Genomic DNA, 23,194 nt, shown 5'->3' on the forward strand with positions numbered 1-23,194 from the left:
CGGCGTCCGTATCCCGACCTCGGTCGATCTGAGGTCCCAGACTGCTATGGCCTTTTGCGCCTGGACGCAGCATCCTTTTCTCAAAACGCATTATAGATAAAGCTCTGGCCGGCCGTTTGAAACGAACGGTGTGTTTTGCTGCGCCGTCCCGTCGGCAAGAAAAAAGCGCAGCCTATACAGCTGCGCCTTGTTTATCGATGATATCGACCGTGCATGAACGATCAATGCGTCGGCGTGCGGGTGAATGCCTGCCTTCATTTCCAGCTGATGTGGTCGGGGGCCGTGCAGCCGAACGGTGCGTTGCCGTCGCCGAAGCGGCTTTTCAGCTGGTCGCAACCCCACCTGTTGAGCGCCTCGGGCATCATGTTGTTGATGTCCATTCCAGGTGAATTGTACTGTGACGGCGCGCTGGTCACATACCAGAGCCAATAGGCGAAAATGCCGCCGACAAGCAGCAGAAGGACGAGCGCGAAACCGCCCGCCCTGCGTGCGAGCGACATGCCCTGCTTTTCCGGCACGACGTGGCTGGTGGCGGACGCGTGGTCGGTCGACTGCGCCAGTTCGTGAAGCGGCGCGAGTGCGGCAGCGCGTTCCTGCTCCGTCATCTCGATCCGCTCCAGGCGGTCATCCAGCAGGACGGGGAGCGAGGTGTTGCCGTGCCAGACGGCAAGCGCGACCAGGTTGCTGCCGGCATCGCCAACGATGATCGGCTCCTGTCCGCGCTCGAAGCGGGTGAAGGCGACCCGTTTGGTTTTCCGCTCGCTGACGCGGTCGGCATAGGTGACGTTGAGGCGATTGCGCTTCGTATCCATGCCGGTGATCTCAACCGGGACCACCGTGAGCGGCGCCGGCTTGCTGAGCTGGCCGCTGACGCGCCAGAAACGCAGCAGCATGAAGATCATCACAAGACCGCCGCCGCCGAGCAGTACGGTGAAGACCGACAGCGTGATGATCCGGTTCCAGAGCATGTCCAGACCGAGCGTGATCGTCGCGAGTTCGGGGTGATCGCCCGAAACGACAAGGCCCGTTTCATAATCCCCGCTATGGATGTCGACGAACATGATCTCGACATCCTTGTCGTAGCGCTGGCCGCCCTGTTCGTAGGAAAGATCGACCTCGCAAGTCGTGAAGACGGCTTTCCGCGTCTTGCAGCTGCCGTCGATCGTGCCATCGACGAAAACCGGATTCTGGCTGATCGTGTAGTCGCGCAGAATGCCCGGCGCCTCCGACATCATCATGAAGACGGCGATCGCCAGCAGGATGGGGATGGAGAAGTAATAGACAAACGGGGTGGAGATCGTCCCGCGCTTGATGGCAAGGGGGCGGGCGGGAAGCTTTATTGTCGGAAACGTCATGATATGCCTGAAGTGGTTCTGTTATTGTCTGCCATGGGGAAGACGGCGCAGGATCGCCATTCATTCGCTGAAATTTTGCGCTGCGGCATGCGATGAGCCGGCACACGCCTTCGCCAAAGGCATTTCGCTGTCAACGCGGTGCGTGGTGACAAGCCGAGCCCAATAAGGCCGTTCACTCTTCCCGGAAGGCGCGGTTGAGCTGATCGGCAAGCGGCTTGACGAGATAGGAGAGGGCGGTGCGCTCACCGGTCTGGATCATCGCCTCGGCCGGCATGCCGGGAAGCAGCGTGAGACCACCGAGCTTCTGCATCTCTTCATGCGGCACAGCGATGCGGACGACATAGAACGAGAGGCCGGTCCTTTCTTCGACCGTGAGGTCGGCGGCGATGCGCGAGACGCGACCCGACAGTTCCGGCGTCGTGCGCTGGTTGAACGCCGAGAGCCGGAGGACTGCGCGCTGCCCGGGCTGGATCTGGTCGATGTCGCGCGGCGCGATGCGGACTTCGAGTGCGAGATCATCTCCCTCGGGGATGACCAGCATGATCGTTTCAGCCGGGTTGACCACGCCGCCGACCGTATGCACCGCGAGCTGGTGCACGATGCCCGTTTGCGGCGCCAGGATATCGATGCGCTTCAGCTCGTCTTCGGCGGCCACCTTGCGCTCGACAAATTCGCCGATCTGTCCCTGGATTTCGCGCAGTTCCCGCCCGACTTCCGTCTTCATGTCCTGGTCGATGGAAAGAATCTGGAGCCGCGTCTCGGTGATCTTGCCCTGCGTCTGCGCCTGGTAGGCGATCTTCTCGCCGCGCTCGCCGTCATAGGTCGCTGCCTGGGTCTTCAGGCTGTTGAGACGCTGGACCGAGACGACGCCCTTGTCGTGAAGTGATTCCTGCGAGGCGATTTCGGTGCGCAGCACCGTAAGCCCGCCGGCATAGGCTGTTTCCTGCGCCTTCAGCCCTTCGATCTCGTGCTCATATTGGGCGATGCGTTCTGCGAGCTGGGCCTTGCGCGCGTTGCGCGCTTCGCGCCGGAATTCGAAAAGGCGGGTTTCGCTCCTGACCGCCGAGATGATGTCGGGATCGGTGCTGTCCATGCTCAGGTCCGGCGGAAAGTCGATGGCCGCCCTGTCGTCGCGCTCGGCTTCAAGGCGTGCGAGGCGGGCGTGAAGCTCGTTCAACCGCTTCGTGACGATAGCAAGATTGGCCCGGGTCTGCGTGGCATCGAGCCGCAGGACGACCTCGCCGGCCTTCACCGTTTCGCCTTCCTGCACGCGGATTTCCCCGACGATGCCGCCTTTGGCGTGCTGCACCTTCTTGGGATAGGAGTCGACGACGAAATGGCCGGACGCCACCACCGCGCCGGCGAGCTGCGTCGTCGCCGCCCATCCGCCGACGCCGCCGGCAAGCAGGCCCACCAGCGCAAGGCCCGCTGCAAGGTGAAGGCGGATGGAGCGGGTCACGGTTGTCACGTCAGGTGTCGCCATCTGTCTTTTCCGGCTCGCTGTGTTTTTCGGATTTCGCGGGGTTTGCGACGACGCGCAGCGGCATGATCCCATGGCCGGTCGCGGCAAAGCCGTTTCTGCCTGCGTGAGCAGGCTTCAGCACCTGTCCGAGGACGGCGTCGCGCGGGCCGAATGCCTTCTGGCGTCCCCCCTCCATCATCAAGACCTGATCGACCACGCCGATGGCGCTTGGACGATGCGCGACCACGACCGCGATGCCGTTGCGTTCGCGCACCGAAGCAATGGCGCGCACGACCGCGGCCTCGCCTTCGGCATCGAGATTGGCATTGGGCTCATCCAGCACGACGAGGAACGGATCGCCGTAAAGCGCCCGCGCCAGCCCGATGCGTTGGCGCTGCCCGGCTGAAAGGGAAGAGCCAGATTCGCCGATGCGCGTCTTGTATCCCTCCTCGAAGCGCAGGATCAGATCGTGGGCGCCGGCGGTCCGGGCAGCCGCGACGATGGCCTCGGCGTCGGCATCCTCCTCGAAGCGCGCGATGTTCTCGGCGATTGTGCCGTCGAACAGCTCGACGCCCTGCGGCAGGTAGCCGATATGGCGCCCGAGTGCTTCGCGGTCCCACTGGTCAAGACTGGCGCCGTCGAGGCGCACCTTGCCGCCCGCTGCGGCCCATGCGCCGACAAGCGCGCGCGAAAGCGTCGATTTGCCGGAGCCGGAGGGTCCGATGATGCCGAGCGCGCTGCCGGCCTGAATTTGGAAGCCGACACCGGCCACCGTCGGCCGCTTCTCGCCGGGCGGCACGATGGTGACGTTCTCGACACGAAGGTCGCGGCGTGGTGCCGGCAAAGCCATCGTCTCCGGCACAGGCGGGATTTTCCCGAACAGATCCTGCAGGCGCTTCCAGCTCTGCCGCGCCATGAGGAAGGGTTTCCAGCTTGCGATCGCCAGGTCGACCGGGGCAAGCGCCCGCCCCACCATGATGGAGCTCGCGATCATGATGCCGCCGGTCGCCTGCTGTTCGATGACCAGCCAGGCGCCAACGCCGAGCACCGCCGATTGCAGCATCAGGCGCAAGGTCTTCGACAGGCTGCCGAGGCCACCCGCGATATCGCCGGCTCGGCGGTTGGCGGCGAGATAGTCCGCGTTCGCCCGCCGCCACCGCGCTTCCAGTCGCCCGGAGAGCCCGAGCGCCTGCACGATCTCGGCATTGCGGCGCGTGGCTTCAAGGAGACCGTTGCGGGCCATGTTGTGGGCGATGCTCTCACGAACGGGCTTCCGCGACAGCGCATTGGCGAGAATGGTCAGGGAGACGAGCACGACGGCACCGGCAAGCGCCGTCACGCCGATCCAGAAATGAAACAGGAAGCAGATGCCGAGATAGAGCGGCATCCAGGGCAGGTCGAAAAAAGCGGTCGGGCCCTGTCCGGAAAGGAAGCCGCGGACATTGTCCAGGTCGCGCAAAGGCTGGAGCCCGTCGCCCGGCATGCGCGCAACGAGAGGCAGGCGCAAGACGGCATCGTGCACGGGGCCGCAGAGCACGCCGTCCACGTGCTCGCCGATGCGCAACAGGACACGCGCCCGGACGATATCGAGCCCTGCCTGGAACAGGTAAAGCCCTGCCGCCAGGATAGCGAGCCCAACGAGGGTGGGCACGCTGCCGCTTGCGAGGACGCGGTCATAGACCTGAAGCATGAAGAGCGGCGAGGTCAGCGCCAGAACGTTGACCACGCCGCTGATGAGCGCTATCCCCAGGGATGCTCGTCTGAGAGGTGAGGCGACCGCCGCAGTCAGAGACTGCGACGGGGCCTGCTGTGGGGCTACCAACACTACAGCAAACTTCTCAGACGAACAGGTTCACGCCGCTGACCAGCGAATTGTTCGCAATGTCCTGGACGGAAATGCTGCCGTTCACGCCATCCGTGATGGTGGCGTCGTAGAGGCCGCTGGCGGCATCATAGGCATAGGTCACGGAAAGTGCGCTTCCGGCCGCCCATGCGGAGATATCGATGATGTCTTCGGCGGCATTGAAGTCGGTGATCACGTCGTTGCCATCGGTACCACCGAAAATGAAGGTATCGTATCCGCCATTGCCGGTCAGCGTGTCGTTGCCGTTGAAGCTGTAGAGCACATCGTCGCCCGCGCTGCCGTTGAACGTGTTGTTCTGGCTGTTCAGCACGCTGATCAGGTTTGCCGGATTGCCCTGCATGATGCCGTAGACGAAATTGTGCACGGGGTTTGCGGCACCTGTGCCGGTCAGCCCGAGGCCGTTGATGTCGATGTCCCATGAGGACTGCGAGAACGTGTCCGTGCCGGAATTGTAGCTGAGCCCCCGGCCGAAGGTCGCGCCATCGACGGCGCCCGCGAGAACGTGCGACGTCATATCGTAATAGAGATCCCCCGCGCTGCCGGAATCGAGCACCACGGTGTCGGCGCTGCCCACACCACCGACCGTCGCGCTGTTGCTGTCGGCGACGGCGAACTGGTTACCCGAAAAATCGACCGGATTGGTGGAGAAGAAGCCATAGTAACCAGGCGTGAAGCTCGCGTCCCACGCCTCCAGATAACCGAGGAAGTCAATGCCAAGGCCGTCGTTGTTGGCGTCATTGAAATCGATCGTTGCCATTTGTTTTCCTTTCTAGGGGTTAGCTGCATCCGGACCATGGATGCGGCTGGTCTCACGCCGGGTCATGTGTGAACCGGCGCGATTGCGGGATCAGAACCTGACCTTGAGCGACAGGGTCGCGGTGCGGCCGGGTGCTGGAAAATCGGATGAGTTCATCGGGTCGACATAGGCGACATCGGTCAGGTTGTTGACGGCGAAGCGCAGCGAGGCATTCTCGTTGAAATCCCAGGAGCCATAGATGTCGAAGGTGGTGAAGGGCTTGGCCTTGTAGCCGCTCGCGAACAGGCCGATCTGGTCGGAGGGAACGACACGGTTGGCGCGCGCACCGACATTCAGCCTGTCATCGAAGAACCGAACGCCGACATCGGCGGTGAAGCGGTACTTCGGGGCAACGGATACATAGAGGATCGATCCATTGCCCGTCGACGTCGCATTGCCCCAGGGGTTGTCGCTGTATGTCTTGGGAAAGTCACCTTTGGTGTAGGTAAACGAGCCGCCGGCATAGTAGGGGCCGGCGTCATAGTTGCCCTCGATCTCGACACCGCGCAGGCGTGAATCGCCGATAAGGTTCGTATAGGCGTAGTAGCTGCTGACCTGACCGCCAGCTGCAGGGTTTCCGCTCACGGTTCCAAGCGCAATGTAGTTTGCGATCGTCTTGTCGAAGTAGGCCGCCTTGAGCCGCAGGCTGTCTCCGCCGGCCAGCAGGTCGTCGGCGGTGATGTTGATGCCCGCCTCCCACGTTTGCGAGGTTTCCGGCTTGAGGTTCGCGTTCGGCGCATAGTCCATCAGGTTGCCGATATGCGAGCCGCCCAACAGCATTTCGCCGAGCGTTCCGGGGCGGAAGCCTTCGGCATATTTCCCGAAGATCTGGACGCCGTTCCATGGCTTTACGGCAACCAGTGCTTCCGGTGAGAAGCGTCCTGCGGAATGGTCGAGGGCGATATCGTGGACGATGTCTCGCACGCCATAAACCGGTCGCGTCACCCAAATTCGGCATTCGCCGTTGTTTCGATTTGGCGGCCAGTAAACGCGGCAGACACCGGGGTCGACGAGGTATGTCTCCGTACCGCCGTCGATCCGCGATGAACCCTTGATCTTGTAGTAATCGTAGCGTCCACCCACGGATGCTTCCAACCAATCCTCATGCTCGTATTTCGCCGTGGCGAACGTGCTCGAAAGCCAGCGCTCGCCTGTCGGGTTGGGACCGCTGAACCACCAGGCGTTGCCTGCATCGCCGGGGTCCCTGTTGAGGACGCCCGTGTCAGCGCGGTCGAGGAAGATTTCCGTCCCGTAATGGAAGGAAAGCTCGCCGGTGGGAAGCGCGACCCGGCTGGTATTCTCCAGGCTGAGACCATAGGTGTTCAATCCGTAGTCGACATCAAACTCGCCATAGTCGTTACGGCCCGAGCGCCATTGACGGTTTTCCGTCCGGTTCCACCACAATTGGCCTTTCAGGTCGAACAGCGGATCGTCGGGATTGTAGGTATAGGTCAGCGTGCCCGTCAGATTGCGCACGTGGTTGGTGTTTTCGTTCGTGGCGAGCGCGGTGCTGGTCGTGAAGCGTGCATCGTAGCCGACGAAGCCCAACTCGATGCGCTGGTCGTTTTCCAGGTCGAGGCCGGCCTTGATGAGGCCGGATGTGATGTCCGAGCCGGTGAAGACGGGCTTGTCGCCGCCGGGATTGCCCTCCAGCGTTCCATTCTTGCCGATCTGGTAGGTGTCGAGGTTCTTGCGGCTGAGCGCCGCCACGATGTCGATGCCGTCGTCGGTGCGGGCTGCGAGCGCTGCCGAGCCGTAGAACTCGTAGGCGTTGGTGCCCCTGGTCGCGTCGATCCAGCCGCCGGCATTGTGGCCTTCGAGAAGCACATCGTCGGCCGTCAGTGTTCGGAAGCCCACGACGCCGCCGTGCGAACCGCCGCTGCCGACACCGGCGCCGGCATTCTTGTCGATCTCCACGGTCCTGATCAGCGCGGGATCGACATAGACATTCGACGTGTAGCCGTGTCCCGCCTGCTGGAAGTTCTGGCGCGCACCGTCGATCGTCGTCGTGACGCGGGTCTGGTCCTGCAAGCCCCGCACATTGATGGCAACACCGGGGTTCTGCGCCGCACCGGCGACCGAAACGCCGGAGACACCGGAAAACAGGTCATAGGCGTTGCGCGGCTGCTTCTTCTCGATGGCCTCGCGCGATACGACGCTGACACTTGCCGGCGTCTCGTAGACCCAGTCGGGTGTGCCCTGGAAACCGGCGCCGCTGGAGGCGCTCCGCGGACCTTTTCCCACATTGATGGTTTCCAGCACCGTCGAGCCATCGGTCGCGCCGAGATCGGACGCTTGACCGCCGCCGCTCAGAATGGCCGAACTGCCGCTGACACGACCCTGTATACCGGTGCCGGCAAGCATGCGCGAAAGGGCTTCCGACGGTGTGAAACTGCCGACAACAGCGTTCGTTCGGATGTCTCCCGCCTGCGTGGCAGAAAGGGTGACCTGGAGGCCGGATTGCCGGCCAAAGGCACCCACGGCATTGGCCAGTGTTTGGGCCGGAATGTTGAAGGCAATACGTGCCGTACCCGTTGCACTGTCCTCGGACACGCTTTCGGTCGTCTGCGCATTTTGTCCCAGTGCTGGTGCGCACGCACACATCAAAGCGAGCGCCGTCGTCGCGAGAAATACCGTGTGAGAGCGGACGGTTCCGTTGCCTTTCGCAAGCGGCGTCACCGGGTATGTGGTATGCATGTCTTCGTCTCTTCGTTGCAGCGCGCTTCATGCGGCACTCAACGGAAAGACGGACAGCTGCGGATTTTTTCCCAGCTTTTTTCGTACTTTACGCTAAACCTTGATTATTTCAGTCATATTTTTATTATCAGAAGCGGCTGATGAGCCGTGCTATCGGCGAGACGCGTCGCACTTTGCCGCCATAGGGCATGACGAGCGCCTGTAGCGCCTGATCGGGATTGCGAAGGTCGTAGAAGCCTGTCACCCGCCGGCTGGCCAAGGTGCTGTCGGGCAGTGAGATCCAGGCGGGGTGATAGCGGCGGATCTGCTCCACGACGGAGCCGATCGTGGCATCCACCACGAATATCTTCCCGTCGCGCCACGTGGCGATATCGGAAACCGGGATCGTCGCGCGCGACACTTCGCCGGTGGCGCTGTTGGCCGTCAATTGGTCGCCGGGCGCGAGAAATTCCTCCGTCGCATCCCGGCCGACAGATGCCTTGACGGAACCCTCCGCGAGCGCGACGACGGTCAGGTCGCCATCGGTATGGACATCGAATTTCGTGCCGAGAACCGTGACCGCGACGCCGTTGGCGTCGACGGTGAAGGGACGGTTTTTATCCCGTGTGACCTCGAAAAAGGCCTCACCCGCAAGGAGGCGCACGGCACGGCGCCCGTTTGCGAAATCCGTTGCAATGGCGCTCGCACCGGAAAGGTGAACGAGGCTGCCGTCTTCCAGTGTAATGGTCCGGCTTTCGGCGGTCTGCGTCCTGTAGTCGGCTTCCATGCGAAGCATGATGGCCGGCCCGACGATGAACGCGAGACAGAGCAAGGCGGCGGCTGCCGCCCCGAACATACCAGCGCGACGTGCCAAGCCTGCGCGGCGCGGATGGTAGGGTCTCGGAGAGGCCGAGGCGTGCGCGGCGTCCTTCCAGCTCTCCTTGAGGACGGGGACGGTTGCGCCGAGGGCCTGCCAGGCGACCTGCAAGCGCGACCACGCCTGCCGGTGTTGTTCGGACTGGTCGAGCCAATGCTCGAACCTGTCCCGGCAGAGGTGGTCGCCCGGCTCTTCCTGCAGGGCAATCATCCATCCGGCCGCCTCTTCGGCAATGGCCTGGGGTATGTCCGTTCCTGTATCGCGCATGCCGGTCATCGCCTTCGTCTCGCCTGTACCCGCAGAAGCCGCCCTCGCGAATGTACTCGTCACCTATAAGACGAATAGCTCCGGAGATTTTCTCAGGAACGGATACGATTTCTCTTTCCTAGAGTATCTTTTTCAGCAGCTCGGCCAGCCCGGATTGAATCAGCCGATGGGCGCTCGATGTCGAAACACCAAGATGGCGCGCAATCTCCTCGATGCGGTAGCCGCCGAAACGATGCATTTCGAGCGCCATGCGCTTTTGTGTCGGCATCGTCTCCATGACGGCTTCGACCTGACGAACCCGATCACACAAGAGAACTTGTTCCTCGGGCGTGTCGTGGTTTTGCGGCAGGCCCCACCAGGGCGTATCGTCGGGATGTCCGCGCGCCTCAAGCCGGCGCCGCCGCCTCGTGTCGAAGGCGAGGTTGCGCACGATGCGGTAGAGGTAGGACTTGAGCCGCGAGGGCTCATCCGCCGCCTCCGGCACGAAGCGCACGAAAGCCTCCTGCACGATATCCTCGGCATCTTCCCGGGAACCGAGAATCGGCGTGGCATACCGCACCAGTTCGGCGCGATAGGCCACATAGGCGTCGTTGCGCGTATCCCGTCCCTGACTGCCCATATGCCCGCCAAGCGCCTTCCGTCACGGTCCAGCATTTCTTTTCGCAGGACACCGGCACTCCTGAATTGCCGTTTGTGAGTGTGATAGCCACAATAAGCTGAGTATTGCAATCATGTTATTTCCAGCGGATGGATATCGCAGATACGTCGTTGCAAGCGGTGCGGATACTGCATCTGGCAATGCGGTGCTCAAACTGTGCGCGAGGCAAGACCGCTCTGGTCTAGACGACGCTCAGGTTCGCGCAAACGGCTTTTGCCGTTTCCTGATCGGTTATCAGGATGGTGGCGATGCGGGCCTTCAGCATCCCATGGATCGCATCCACCTTTTCCGGGCCGCCGCCGATACAAAGGCGTTCCGGCACATTCAGGAAATCGTCGAGAGGCATGACGAGATGGCGGTCATCGAAACCTGTGCGGATGATCGCGCCGTCGATGTCGAAAAAGTAGCCTGAGGCGAAGCCGACCGCACCCTTGTCCTGATACTGCCGAAGCAGTTCTTCCGTCATGACGCCGGTATCTTCCAGCAGGGTGGGGCCTGTGATGTGGGTAACGCCGAAGAGCGATTTCGTGCAGTGCCGCAGAAGGTCGAAATGCTGTCCGACGATGGGCTCCTGCATGAGGAGCGACTTCATTTTCGCGTTGGACACGACACCCGGCGCGTGCAGGTTGACACAGCGCGCATTCAGGCGCGCGGCGATGTTGGACGTGCACAATTCCGGGGAGAAGTCGTAGGTTGCTATCGAGCTGCCGGTGACCTGGGCAACTGTGACGCCTGGCATGCTGGTCGGTGAAAGCGCCTTCGACAACGCCATGACCGTGCGCCCCCACGCAACGCCGACAACGTCGTCCTTTTCCAACTTCTGTTCGAAAATCCGTGCCCCGAGCCGCCCGATCTGTTCGGAAAGCGCGGCTCCGCCCGACGATGAGGGCAGGACATAACACTCGGCGAGCTGCCCTTTCTCCTTCAGCTCGACCGATAGGTCGGCGCGCTCGAGACGGGTCGGGTCGATTGTGATCGTGACGATGCCTTCGTCTCGCGCCTTTTGAAGCAGGTTGAACACCGAGGATCGGGATATGCCGAGCCGTGTAGCGATCTCGTCCTGCTTGAGGCCTTCTTCGTAATAAAGCCACGCCACCCACAAGGGCAGATCGGCGCCAAACTGCATAGGCGGGGCTTTTCTTCGGCCAATACGGTCTTGGGGGTGTTCGGATTGCATCTGCGTCGTGGGTCTCCCTTCCTTTCATTTGGCAGCTTTTAGGCTGCAAGTCCAGTTTCCGCCCGCGTTGGGCTGTAACGCGAATGGCAAAATTCAACTAATCATGAAAAATGTTATTGACATTTTGCATCCACAAATGAAAAATGCCATCAACAAGTCTGGGAGGACATGATGTTGCATGCGGCACCCGCCGCCCGACGACCGGTCGGGTGGCAAGACTGGAACACGCTTATTCGCGACGTCAGTGCCGGACGGTGGATCGATCCGGATACCGGCGTCGCCGCCGAGGTTCCCTTCAAGGCCATCTTCATCGAGGAAAGCGTGCGGGGCGGCGAGGCCGACTATGTCGCAAGCGTGATGCCGGCCTCGACCTATGCGGTCGTCGCGGATGCCGATACCTATGACGCGCTCGGCTATGCCGTTGCCCGAAGCCTCGGCGGGCGAGCAACGACCGTGGTGCTCGAGCACCCCCATGCCGACGAAGCCGCGATCCGCGAGCTTCGGGAGAAAACCCGCAACGCCGACGCCGTCATTGCTGTCGGATCGGGCACAATCAACGATCTGTGCAAATACACGACATTTCTGGATGGCAAGGACTACAGCGTTTTCGGCACCGCGCCGTCCATGAACGGCTACACGTCGACGACGGCATCCATCACGCTCGACAACGGGTTGAAGACAACGCTGAACGCACATGCCGCCAAGGGCGTCTTCCTCGATATAGAGGTCAGCGCGAATGCGCCGCAGTACCTGATCGCCGCCGGTTTCGGCGACAGTCTCTGCCGCTCGACGGCGCAGGTGGACTGGTATTTTTCCCATGTCATGCTCAGGACGGCCTATGCCACGTCTCCCTACGTCTTACAGGAAGCGGATGAGAGGGAGATGCTGGCGAGGTCCGCTGGACTGGGCCGTCGTGAGCATGACGCCATAGGCTATCTGCACCGCATCCTGACCCTTGGCGGGATCGGAATCAGCGTGACCGGCATGAGCCATCCGGGCTCAATGGGCGAACACCAGATTTCCCACTGGATCGACAGCTTTGCCGGCGCGCGTCATCCCGGCACGGTGCACGGCCAGCAGGTCGGCGTGTCATCCGTGACGATGGCGCGGCTTCAGGAGATCATCCTGGCGAGCGAAAAAGCGCCCCAGATCAGGCCGACCCGTTTTGACGAAGCGGACATCCGGGCGCGCTATCCCGCCGCTGCGGTCGACCATTGCCTTGCTGCATCACGCGCCAAGGTTCTCGATGCCGCCTCCGCGGACAGGTTCAACGCACAACTGGAGGCGCTCTGGCCGCAATTGCGTCAAACGCTCCAGCAGATGGCGATCCCCTCGGCCACCCTTGCCGCGCATCTTCGTGCCGCCGGCGGCGGCGCGACCCCGCAAGAGATCGGTATCGACCGCGATCTCTATCGCGATGCGGTGCGCTATTCGAAGGAGATGCGCAACCGCTATTCCATGCTCGACCTGGCAGCCGATATGGGCGTGCTCGAGCAGTTCATCGAGGAGGAGTGCTGATGCGCCCACTCGATGAACTTTCCGATAGCTTGCTGTCACAGGTGCAGGTCGTCCTCACCGATATCGATGACACGCTTACCTCCGAAGGCCAGCTTCGCGCCGAACCTTACGCCGCCCTGCAGGCGCTGGCGCGCGCAGGCTTAGCCGTGGTGCCCATCACGGGCCGGCCGGCCGGGTGGTGCGACATGATCGCCCGCTTCTGGCCCGTCGCGGGCGTGGTCGGCGAAAACGGCGCCTTCTATTTTTCCTATGATCGCGAGGCGCGAAAGATGCGCCAGGCCTTCTTCGCCACTGAACAGGAACGTCGCGAAAATCGCCGGAAGCTCGATGCCTTGCGGGACCGGATCCTGCAAGAAGTGCCCGGCACAGGCATCGCCTCCGACCAACTCTACCGCGAGGCCGACCTTGCCATCGATGTTTGCGAGGATGTCGAACCGCTGCCGCAGAGCGAAGTGGAACGCGTACTGGCTCTCTTCAAGGAAGCAGGCGCCGTCGCGAAGCTGTCTTCCATCCACGTCAACGGGTGGTTCGGCAGCTATGACAAGCTGTCGATGACGCGGCGTTTCGCCGCCGATGTGCTCGGAATGGATCTCGACGCCGATAAGGCGCGGTTCATCTTCACCGGCGACAGCCCGAATGACGGCCCGATGTTCTCGTTCTTTCCGAACTCCTGCGGCGTGGCGAACGTGACCGACTTCGCCGGCGGCGAGACTGCGCTGCCGGCATTCGTCGCCTCCGAGCGTGGCGGCGAGGGGTTCGTCCAGATCGCGTCCCGTTTGCTGGCTGTCCGGCCCTCCGAGATCCGCGAGCGCGCCCATGCCTGAGATCTACGACATCGCGATCATTGGCGGCGGCATCAATGGGTGCGGTATCGCCCGCGACGCTGCGGGACGCGGGCTCGATGTCTATCTCTGCGAAAAAGGCGATCTCGGCGGTGCGACGTCGTCCGCGTCCACAAAGCTGCTGCATGGCGGGTTGCGCTATCTCGAGCATTACGAGTTCAAGCTGGTGCGTGAGGCCTTGCAGGAACGCGAACGGCTTTGGGCGATCGCACCGCATTTCGTTCGCCCGCTGCGCTTCGTGCTGCCCTACATGCCCGGCATGCGGGCGAAATGGCAGCTTCGCCTCGGTCTCTTCATCTACGACCATATCGGCGGGCGCGTGCGTCTCCCCGGGACGACGAACGTTCGGCTGGCCGGGCAGGCGCTCGGTGAAGGACTGGCGTCGTCGCTGAAGTCGGGCTTCGAATATTCCGACTGCTGGGTGGAGGACAACCGTCTCGTTGTCATGAATGCCAAGGCCGCAAGCGAACTGGGCGCGGTGATCGAAACGCACACAGCCATGACGGCGGCGAAACGCGATGGGGACGGTTGGTCCGTGACGGTCTCGCTCGGCGGACACCAGCGCACGATCCGGGCGCGCACGCTGATCAACGCCGCCGGTCCCTGGGCAAACGACATCGTCTCGCGCACCGCGGGTCGGCCGGCGCGCGGCAAGGTCAGGCTTGTACAGGGATCGCATATCGTCGTGCCGAAACTCTATGCGCACGATCGCTGCTTCATCTTCCAGAATAGCGACAGCCGCATCTTCTTCACCATTCCCTATGAGGGCGATTACACGCTGGTCGGAACCACGGATCGCGATTTTGATGGCGATATCGACCAGTTCTCCGCGACGGAGCAGGAGAAGGCCTATCTCTGCAATGCGGTCAGCCGCTGCTTCGACAGGCCGTTGACGACAGCTGACATCGTCTGGAGCTATTCCGGCGTGCGTCCACTTTACGACGATGGCGCGAGTGCTGCCCAGAAAGCGACGCGAGACTATGTGATCGAGGTGGACGAGGAGGCCGGTATCGGCCTGATCTCGATCTTCGGCGGCAAGATCACGACCTATCGCCGGCTGGCCGAGGCTGTGATGGACAGGCTTGAGCCGCTGCTTGCACGGGACAAGGCGAAGGCCGTTGCGGCTCATGCCGGCTGGACGGGCAGGACCGCGCTGCCGGGCGGAGACTTCGCGATCGATGCCTTCGAGGAAGAGCTTGCCGCGCTACGCGCCCGATATGCTTTCCTGAATGAAGAGCAGCTGAGGCGGCTTTTCACCTATTACGGAAGCCGGCTTCCCCTCGTGCTGGGCCATGCGAAGAGCCTCTCCGATCTCGGCAGGACCTTCGGCGCAGGCCTGACGGAAGCGGAAGTGGATTATCTCGTGCGGGAGGAGTGGGCGCGGAGCGCCGAGGACATCGTCTTCCGCCGCAGCAAGCTCGGTTTGAATATGCGTTCGGAAGATATCGCGGCACTCGACCGCTTTCTGGAGGGAAAGCGGCAGTCGTTGGCAGGTTGAGGAGCCCGCCACGGCCGGGAGAGACGCGCGGAGGAATAAATGGGAAAGCGGGTGCCCGAAAGGCCCGCATGGGAGGAGGAACCATGTATCTCGGTATCGATCTGGGAACGTCGGGCGTGAAGTCCATGCTGATGGATGAGAACCAGGCGCTGGTTGCGGAATCGTCGTCGCGTCCGATAGGCGTGTCGCGGCCCCACAGGGGCTGGTCGGAGCAGCATCCCGAACAATGGTGGGATGCCGTTTGCGAAAGCCTCGACGCGCTTGCGACGAGCCACCCGAAGGCGATGGGTGCCGTCAAAGGCATCGGCCTTTCCGGACAGATGTATGGCGCCACGGTTCTTGATGAGCGCGATACGCCCATCCGCCCGGCCATCCTGTGGAACGACACGCGCACCGAAAAGGAATGCGCCGATCTGGAAGCGCGGGCGCCGGATATCCGTCGCATCGCGGGTCGCAGGCCGACGCCCGGTGTCACCGCACCCAAGCTTGCCTGGCTGCGCGACCATGAGCCGGACGCCTTCCGCCGCGTCCGCACTGTGCTGTTGCCGAAGGACTATCTGCGGCTGAAGCTCTCCGGCGAAAAGGCATCCGACATGGCGGATGCCAGTGGCACGATGTGGCTCGACCTTGCGGCGCGGGACTGGTCAGACACCCTTCTGGCGGCAACCGATCTTGATCGCAGGCAGATGCCTATGCTGTACGAAGGTATTGATCCGACGGGACATCTACGCGCTGAACTTGCGGAACGTTGGGGAATCTCGTCTCGCCCCGTCATCGCCGGCGGCGGTGGCGACAATGCCTGCGGTGCCTGCGGCACAGGCGTCTTCCGTGACGGGGAGGGCACCGTATCCCTCGGGACATCGGGCGTGCTGTTCCTGGCCACCGGTGAGGTGCGCCCGAGCTACGATCACGCGATCGAAACACTCTGCCACTCCATGCCCGATGTCTGGCACCAGATGTCGGTGATCCTGTCGGCGACGTCCTGTATCAACTGGCTATCAAAGGTCGTGAAGCGGCCGGCATCCGAGCTTGTCGCTGAACTCGGCACATCGCTCGGCGCGCCCAGCCCGGTTCTCTTCGTGCCCTTTCTGGACGGGTGCTGGTCGCCGCGGGCGGATGTGGAAATCCGCGGCGCGCTGCTTGGCCTGCAGCATTCCTGCGACGACGAGGTCCTCACGCGCGCCGTTCTGCAAGGCGTCGCCTTCGCGCTGCGTGAATGCGCCGACGCGTTCCGTGCTGCCGGCTCTACCATCGGCAGCCTGCTGGCGATCGGCGGCGGGTCTCGTTCCGAGCTCTGGCTGTCGATGATCGCGACGTCCCTCGGTGTGGACCTGCGCGTGCCCGAGGCGAGCGAATTGGGCGCGGCCTACGGCGCGGCGCGGCTCGCGCTGATCGCCGAAAGTGGCGAAAGCCCAGAGAGCGTTCTGACGTCACCGCGCATCAAGCGCGTGATTTCCCCGGTGCAGAACCTCGCGCCGGCCTATGCGGACGCATACGACACCTGGCTTTCGGTGATGCCGGAGGTTCGCCGGGCTTCGGTCGCGCTGGGAAACGCGGCCTGAAGTATCGCGTCGCGCCCCGAGGAGGTCGGGTCATGCGCGAATTGTCCCCGAGCCCAGCAGGGTTCGGGTCTGGAGGATAACAATGTCTATCTGGGAGGAGACCAAGGACATGGACAAGTTCAATTTCGATATCTCACGGCGTGCCTTGCTCGGAGGCAGTGCCGCGCTCTTTGCGGCACAATATCTCGCGGCATCGGGTGTCCGTGCCGAGGCCGCCGACCGCAAGTTCGCCGCGGCACTCGGCTGGACGACCTATGATTCCGGGCGCCACCTTCAGGACGGCTTCACCGCCGCCGTCAAGGAACTTGGCGGCACGCTTACCACGACCGATGCCGGCTTCGACGCCAAAACCCAGACGGACCAGATCGACTCGCTGATATCGAGCAAGCCGGAGGCGCTGTTCATCACGCCGGCCGATGCGGTCGCCATCGCACCGGCCGTGCAGCGGGCCATCGCGGCCGGCATTCCGGTGTTCTGCGCCGACAGCGCCGTTCCGGGTGTTGCCGTCAACACGACGTCGATGTCCAACAATTTCGGAATGGGTGCTTATTCCTGCGATTTCATTGCGCGCAAGTTGAAAGGCAAGGGCAATATCGCTCGCGTCCTGCTGCCGCAGAACGAAAGCTGGGATCAGCGCACCCTCGGGATGGAGTGGACGCTGCGCCGCTATCCCGACATCAAGATCGTCGCCGACTGGGCCTTCGCACTTGCCGGTAACGTCACGCCGCGCCAGGCCGTCGACAACATTCTGACGGCCAATCCGGATATCGACGCGATCTGGTGCGCCTGGGATGGGGCCGCGGTCGAAGGCACGCTTGCGGCACGCGCCGCCAACAAGCCCGATCTCATCATTACCGGCATCGACGGCGGCTCGCAGGCCTTCAACTACATTGCCGGTCCCTCGCAGCTGAAGCTCTCCATGGCGCAGAGCTTCTACGAGATGGCCTATCTGTCGGTGTTCTACGCCCACCAGCATCTGGCCGGCCAGAAGACGCCCCGCCTGGTCGTCACGCCGACTTATGCCGTGGAAGAGGCCATGCTGAAGGATGGCATTCCCGACGACTTCGACGTTCCGGGCCGCGCCGACCAGCTTGGCTGGGTCCGCGCCGTCTGACCTGAGCGACGGGCGGTTCGCTACGGCGGCCCGCCCCATCCGACCAAGACAAAGCGAAGGAGTGGGACATGACGGCTCCAGCCTTGCGCGCACGGGCGATTTCCAAACGTTTCGGCCCCGTGAATGCGCTCAGCGAAGTCGATTTCGTTCTCGAGACCGGAGAAGTTCACGCCTTGCTCGGGGTCAACGGCGCGGGAAAATCGACCTTCATCAAGATTCTCTCCGGTGTCTACCGCAAGGACGAGGGCTCCATAGAGGTAGGCGGGGAAGCGATCGACTGCCGCGACCCGAAGGAGGCGATCCGGCACGGCATCGCGACCGTCCAGCAGCATCCTGAACTTGTCGCCGATTTCACAGGCTACGAGAACATTTTCCTCGGACGCGAGGCGGCTCGTTCCGGCCTGTTCTCGCGCATCGAGCGCACCGATCTCTCGCGCCGCGCCAACGCGCTTTTGAAACGTTTTCCCGTCGATATCGATCTCTCTAAGACGGTGGCGGGGATGTCTGCTGTCGAACGCGAGATCGTCGCGATCCTGCAGGCACTCGCCGGCGATCACATCCGTGTCCTCATTCTCGATGAGCCCACCTCCACGCTGACGGAAGTCGAGAAAACGGTGCTGTTCCGCCTGATCGACACGCTGCGCCAGGGCGGCATTTCCGTTCTTTATATCACTCACCGCCTGGAAGAGGTGATGGAGATCGCCGACAGGCTCTCCGTGTTTCGCGGCGGGCGCATGGTGGCGAGCATGCCCGTCGCCGATGTGAAGGCGAAGAACCTTTCACTCGCCGAGCTGATGCTGGGCGAGGCGCTCGACCACGTCTTTCCACCCAGGGCAGAACCTGATGCCATTGGAGAGACGGTCCTGGCGGTGCGTGGCCTGACAGCGGCCGGTGCTTTTTCCAACATCGGCTTCGAGCTCAGGCGCGGAGAAATCCTCGGCATTTTCGGCCTTGTCGGTTCCGGCGCTGACGAACTGGCCAAGGCCTTGTTCGGCGCGATCCCCGTCGAAGGCGGCAGCGTCGTCCTTAAAGGGCACACCATCGCGCCGCGCTCGCCGCGCGAAGCCCTGAAGGCGGGAATTTTCCTCGTGCCGGGGGATCGACGCGTCGAGGGGCTGGCGCTCACGGAAACCTCGATTTTCAACATCACGCTCGCCAATCTCAAGCGCGCCTCAGGTGCCGCCGGTATCCTGAAACGAGCGGGCAATCGCACTGCCAGCGGTGAGTTCGCCGCTCGCCTCGCGCTTAGCCCGCCGAACCTTTCCATGCCGGTCAGCGGTTTCAGTGGCGGCAACCAGCAGAAGATCGTCGTCGCCAAGGGTCTCTTCGCCGAGGCCGACGTCTACATCTTCGTGGAGCCGACGATCGGCGTCGATATCGGTGCGCGCGCAAAGCTTTATGGGCTGATGCGGGAGCTGAGCCGTACGGCCGGCGTCATCGTCCTGTCGAGCGATTGCGACGAGGCCCACGGCATCGCCGACCGTACCTTCGCGCTCTACAAGGGCCGCCAGATCGCGCCGCCCGATGGTCTCCAAACCCGCAACCAGTTGCTCATGGCCGGCATCATGGGAGAATTGCATCGTGACTAGAACCTTCACGCTTCCAGCGGGAAGCGGGCGATTTCTTGCTTTCCTGCTTCTCGTCGTCCTCGTTGCGACGGCCTTCACGCTTGCCGAGCCACGCTTCCTTTCGACGCAGAATATGTCTGCCGTCACGCGCCACATGGCGGCGAACGGACTGGCGGCACTCGGCCTGACATTCGTCGTCATTGTCCGGAAATTCGATCTTTCCTTTGCCGGAACTGCCTGTTTCGCCGCAATGACCATCGGCTATCTCATAGCGCTCGGCCAGCCACTGTGGATCGCGATCCCGGCCGGTATCGTCGTCGGTGCGGCCATCGGCGCGTTCAACGGTGTCGTCATCAGCTACTTCCGTTTTCCCGACATCGTGACGACCATCGCAACGGGGTCGATCGCCGCAGGCCTCGCCTTCGTCTATTCCAATGGCCGCACGATCTTCCAGAACTTCATGTCGTCGGGCATTCTCGATCTGAACGATGCGCGCGTCTTCGGTTACAGCCTCTCCTTCGTCTTCCTGCTCGGCCTCTACGCCGTCGCCTGGTTTTTCCTGCACCGCACGCGTTATGGCGCGTCCTTCTACGCCACGGGCGAGAACCCGGTCGCGGCCTACTACTCCGGGGTGCCGACGAGGCTCTACACTATGCTCGCTTTCGTCGCCTGCGGCGTGACCTGCGTCTTCGCGGTACTGCTCATTCTCGCGGAATCCGGGACTGCCGATACCAATGAAGGCGCCAACCTGCTGATGCCCGCCTATGCCGGCGTTTTTCTGGGCACGGCGCTCTTGGGACGAACATCCGTCCTGGCGACGCTTGCCGGCACGTTCCTCATTACCATGTTGCTCGATGGCTTCTCGCTGCTCGGCATTCCGTTCTATTACAGCGATGGCGTCGTCAGCGCGATCCTGCTGGCCGGCGTGGTGTTCTTCGATGCCCGCCTTCGTGAGTTTCTGAGCGATATCGGCAGCTTTCTCCAGCCTGCATCCGTCAAGAAGGAGAAGCGTTCATGACTGACGTTATCGTCCACCCGTCCGTCGCCCGTCTTGATACACAGAAGCCGAAGAACGGTCTCGTCAGCCGCTACTGGCTTCTCGCGACGCTCGTGTTCATGGTCGCCGTCTTTGCCTTCCTCAGACCGCAACTCGTCGACAGCTCCAACATTGCGACGATCCTGCGTTCCTCGGCTTTGACGGCGATCATGATCCTGGGGCTGACCTGGGTGATCGCGGCCGGCAAGATCGACGTCAGCTTCATGCATGTCGCCGCCCTCGGAAATATGACCACGGCCTATCTGCTTGCCGGCGGTCATGGCTGGCTGGTGGCCGGGTTTGCCGGGGTCTCCGTAGGCGCGATCGCAGGTCTGTTCAACGGCCTGCTCGTTGCGGTCATGCGGCTTCAGCCGCTGATCGTCACCATCGCGACGGGCGGCATCTGCGCCTCCATTGCCGCAGCACTCGGCAAGGGCACGTCCATCCGCATCGCCGATCCAGGTCCGCTTGGCGACTTCATCTTCACCAATATCGGTCCCGTGCCGGTCATCGCGATCGCCGTTGCCGTTCTCTACGCCCTGTCCTGGTATGCCCAGGAGAAGCTGACCTTCGGCCACTATATCTTCGCGACGGCGCAGAGCGAGGCCGCAGTCGATCAGGCGGGGGTCTCGGTTCGCAACCTGCTCATGCTGCTCTTCGTCTTTTCTGGGGTCATGTCGGCGCTGACCGGCGTGCTGCTGGCGGCGAGCCTTTCTTCCGGCCAGCCAATGATCGGGTCGTCCTATTTCATCGACGGCCTGACAGCGGTGCTGCTCGGCGGCATGATGCTCAGGATCGGAAAGCCCAATGTGCTCGGCACGACCACCGCCATCCTTATCCTCGCCGTTCTCGTCAGCGGCAGCGCGCTGCTCGGCTGGGCCGATTACCAACGCCAGATCATCAAAGGCATCCTGCTGCTGATCGGCGTCACAGTCGCCATGCGAGCCGTGAACGGCCGTCAGTCCCAACATCCGGAGGCATCATGACCATGAATGGCAAGGCCTACTTCGTCGGGCTGGACGGTGGCACGGGCGGCGCCCGGGCCATCGTGGTCGACCACGACGGCAACGTCGTTTCGATGGCCACGCACGACTACGAGACCACATTTCCACGTCCGGGCTGGGCCGAGCAGACGCCCGCCGACTGGTGGCGCGCCGCGTGCCTTGCGGTTCGTCAGGCGGTGCGCGAAGCGGGTATACCGGCGGCCTCCGTCAAGGCCATCTCTGCCGACGGCACGTCCAGCACGCTTGTTGCACTCGATGGCAATCTACAGCCGACCATGCCGGCGATCCTATGGATGGACAGCCGTGCCGCCCAGCAGGCCCGCCGCATGACGCAGACCAACGATGCGGCGCTTCGCCGGTCGCGCCTTGGCGTTAGTTCCGAATGGATGCTGCCGAAAATCCTCTGGATTAAGGAATCAACGCCATCGATCTACGAGCGCTCCCGCTGGTTCGTCGAGATGACCGACTATCTTGCACTGCGCCTCACGGGACGGCTGACACTCGGCCTCAACCACATCACCAACCGCTGGTTCTACGACGGTCGACGCGGTGGCTGGCCCGAGGACTTCTTCACTCGGATCGGCCTTGGAGACATCACGGCACGCTTCCCGGATGAGATCCTTCCGCTCGCCGAACCGATAGGGCCGCTGACCTCCGAGGCCGCTGACCAGTTGGGCCTTTTGCCGGGAACGCTCGTCGTCTGCGGCGGTACGGATGCCTATGTCGCGATGGTGGGCCTTGACGTCTGCCGCCCCGGCCGCACGGCCTTCATCACCGGGTCCTCGCATCTTGTCCTGCCGATGACGGACCGGGATGTGGAGGTGCCGGGCATCTTCGGGCCGCATCCCGATTGCGTGGTGCCCGGCCTGTTCGTCATGGAAGGCGGGCAGGTCTCTTCGGGGTCCATCGTGCGATGGTGGCATGATCATATCGGCCGGCTTGGCCAGGGGGGCGGGGACACTTACGGCGACATGCTTCGCCAGGCGGAAAGCATGCCGATCGGCGCCGATGGCCTTGTGGCGCTCGATTTCTGGCAGGGCAACCGCAATCCCTATATCGATTACGAACTTCAGGGCGCGCTATGGGGGCTGACGCTGAAGCACACGCCCGCCCACATGCTGCGCGCGTTGATCGAGTCCGTCGCCTATGGCACGGAAAACATTCTGCGCACGTTGCGGGCGCATGCGATTTCCATCGAAACGATGGTGATCTGCGGCGGTGCCACCCGAACGCCGTTCCTCACCCAGATGCATGCCGATGTCTGCGGCATTCCGATTGCCGTTCCCAAGGTGTTGGATGCGACGGCCTTCGGCTCCGCGATCAATGCGGCGGTCGGCGCCGGTTTCTATGGCTCGCTGCCCGAGGCATCGGGGCATATGGTGAAAGAAAGCCATATCGTGGAACCCGACATGCGCCGCAACGATGCCTATGGCGAGGTGTTCGAGTTCTACCGCGAAACCCACGAGGCCATGTCGCCGCTCATGCACCGCATGGCGCGGCGTGGACAGGAAACGCTAAGGAGCGGCAAGACGGTCGATCTTGCTTTGCCCGATACCGCGCCGCGCATGGCCATGGCGCAACCTGCCGAATGAAGAATGGCCCGTCTGTGCAAGACGGGCTCCTTCAGCTCGTCAACCGAGCAGCTTCTTCTCCCGCGCCGCCCTGAGCCGCGCGAAATCGTCGCCGGCGTGGTGCGAGGAGCGGGTGAGCGGGCTCGACGATACCATCAGGAAGCCCTTGGAATAGGCCACCGTCTCGTAGGACTTGAACTCGTCCGGCGTCACGAAGTTCATGACGGCATGATGCTTACGGGTCGGCTGGAGATACTGGCCGATGGTCAGGAAGTCGACATCGGCCGTGCGCAGGTCGTCCATCAGCTGGAGCACTTCGTTGCGCTCCTCGCCCAGCCCCACCATGATG

Annotated in this window: 17 protein-coding genes and 1 pseudogene; 9 read left to right on the forward strand and 9 right to left on the reverse strand. The window is 62.8% G+C overall.

Annotated elements, in window-relative coordinates; all coding sequences use genetic code 11:
- Positions 1–254: 254 nt before the first annotated feature.
- From GR158_RS07690 to GR158_RS07725, 8 genes are all read right to left on the reverse strand, one after another.
- The gene (locus tag GR158_RS07690; RefSeq protein WP_160870610.1) at positions 255–1,355 is read right to left on the reverse strand and encodes a hypothetical protein; all 1,101 of its coding nucleotides are present in this window, start codon (positions 1,353–1,355) and stop codon (positions 255–257) included.
- A 172-nt stretch (positions 1,356–1,527) separates the two neighbouring features.
- Positions 1,528–2,838 (reverse strand): HlyD family type I secretion periplasmic adaptor subunit, encoded by a 1,311-nt coding sequence (locus tag GR158_RS07695; protein ID WP_160870611.1) that lies wholly within the window; start codon positions 2,836–2,838, stop codon positions 1,528–1,530.
- The gene (locus GR158_RS07700; protein WP_371731627.1) at positions 2,825–4,642 is read right to left on the reverse strand and encodes a type I secretion system permease/ATPase; all 1,818 of its coding nucleotides are present in this window, start codon (positions 4,640–4,642) and stop codon (positions 2,825–2,827) included. The genes GR158_RS07695 and GR158_RS07700 overlap by 14 nt, the downstream gene beginning before the upstream one ends.
- Before the next feature lie 13 nt (positions 4,643–4,655).
- On the reverse strand, positions 4,656–5,438 hold the full coding sequence (locus GR158_RS07705; RefSeq protein ID WP_160870612.1) for a hypothetical protein: 783 nt from the start codon (positions 5,436–5,438) through the stop codon (positions 4,656–4,658).
- Between the two features lie 90 nt (positions 5,439–5,528).
- Positions 5,529–8,174, reverse strand: coding sequence for a TonB-dependent receptor (locus GR158_RS07710; RefSeq protein ID WP_160870613.1), 2,646 nt, complete (start codon positions 8,172–8,174; stop codon positions 5,529–5,531).
- A 127-nt stretch (positions 8,175–8,301) separates the two neighbouring features.
- Positions 8,302–9,297 carry a FecR family protein gene (locus GR158_RS07715; RefSeq protein ID WP_246665565.1) on the reverse strand — a complete coding sequence of 332 codons (996 nt, stop codon included), beginning with the start codon at positions 9,295–9,297 and terminating at the stop codon, positions 8,302–8,304.
- A 118-nt stretch (positions 9,298–9,415) separates the two neighbouring features.
- Positions 9,416–9,916: an RNA polymerase sigma factor gene (locus GR158_RS07720; protein WP_160870614.1), complete on the reverse strand. Its 501-nt coding sequence runs from the start codon at positions 9,914–9,916 to the stop codon at positions 9,416–9,418.
- Positions 9,917–10,136: 220 nt separating this feature from the next.
- Positions 10,137–11,081 (reverse strand): sugar-binding transcriptional regulator, encoded by a 945-nt coding sequence (locus GR158_RS07725; protein WP_160870615.1) that lies wholly within the window; start codon positions 11,079–11,081, stop codon positions 10,137–10,139.
- A gap of 222 nt (positions 11,082–11,303) precedes the next feature.
- On the opposite strand from GR158_RS07725, the gene GR158_RS07730 reads away from it, so the two are divergent.
- From GR158_RS07730 to GR158_RS07770, 9 genes are all read left to right on the forward strand, one after another.
- Positions 11,304–12,650, forward strand: a complete 1,347-nt coding sequence (locus tag GR158_RS07730) for a sn-glycerol-1-phosphate dehydrogenase (RefSeq protein WP_246665566.1) — start codon at positions 11,304–11,306, stop codon at positions 12,648–12,650.
- The gene (locus GR158_RS07735) at positions 12,650–13,474 is read left to right on the forward strand and encodes an HAD-IIB family hydrolase (RefSeq protein ID WP_160870617.1); all 825 of its coding nucleotides are present in this window, start codon (positions 12,650–12,652) and stop codon (positions 13,472–13,474) included. The genes GR158_RS07730 and GR158_RS07735 overlap by 1 nt, the downstream gene beginning before the upstream one ends.
- Positions 13,467–14,990 (forward strand): glycerol-3-phosphate dehydrogenase, encoded by a 1,524-nt coding sequence (glpD, locus tag GR158_RS07740; protein ID WP_160870618.1) that lies wholly within the window; start codon positions 13,467–13,469, stop codon positions 14,988–14,990. The genes GR158_RS07735 and glpD overlap by 8 nt, the downstream gene beginning before the upstream one ends.
- A gap of 83 nt (positions 14,991–15,073) precedes the next feature.
- On the forward strand, positions 15,074–16,552 hold the full coding sequence (xylB, locus tag GR158_RS07745; protein WP_160870619.1) for a xylulokinase: 1,479 nt from the start codon (positions 15,074–15,076) through the stop codon (positions 16,550–16,552).
- An 82-nt stretch (positions 16,553–16,634) separates the two neighbouring features.
- Positions 16,635–17,666, forward strand: coding sequence for a sugar ABC transporter substrate-binding protein (locus tag GR158_RS07750; protein WP_160870620.1), 1,032 nt, complete (start codon positions 16,635–16,637; stop codon positions 17,664–17,666).
- A gap of 68 nt (positions 17,667–17,734) precedes the next feature.
- Complete coding sequence (locus GR158_RS07755; RefSeq protein WP_160870621.1) at positions 17,735–19,255, forward strand: sugar ABC transporter ATP-binding protein; 1,521 nt, start codon at positions 17,735–17,737, stop codon at positions 19,253–19,255.
- Positions 19,248–20,252 carry an ABC transporter permease gene (locus GR158_RS07760; protein WP_202402178.1) on the forward strand — a complete coding sequence of 335 codons (1,005 nt, stop codon included), beginning with the start codon at positions 19,248–19,250 and terminating at the stop codon, positions 20,250–20,252. The genes GR158_RS07755 and GR158_RS07760 overlap by 8 nt, the downstream gene beginning before the upstream one ends.
- Positions 20,249–21,256 carry an ABC transporter permease gene (locus tag GR158_RS07765; RefSeq protein ID WP_134652562.1) on the forward strand — a complete coding sequence of 336 codons (1,008 nt, stop codon included), beginning with the start codon at positions 20,249–20,251 and terminating at the stop codon, positions 21,254–21,256. Before GR158_RS07760 ends, GR158_RS07765 begins: the two co-directional genes overlap by 4 nt.
- On the forward strand, positions 21,253–22,866 hold the full coding sequence (locus tag GR158_RS07770; protein ID WP_160870623.1) for a ribulokinase: 1,614 nt from the start codon (positions 21,253–21,255) through the stop codon (positions 22,864–22,866). The genes GR158_RS07765 and GR158_RS07770 overlap by 4 nt, the downstream gene beginning before the upstream one ends.
- A gap of 39 nt (positions 22,867–22,905) precedes the next feature.
- Here the strand turns inward: GR158_RS07770 and GR158_RS07775 are convergent.
- Positions 22,906–23,194, reverse strand: a pseudogene (locus GR158_RS07775) (lipoyl synthase); the annotation flags it as partial.

The organism is Shinella sp. AETb1-6, assembly GCF_009826875.1.
Taxonomy (GTDB): Bacteria; Pseudomonadota; Alphaproteobacteria; order Rhizobiales; family Rhizobiaceae; genus Shinella; species Shinella sumterensis.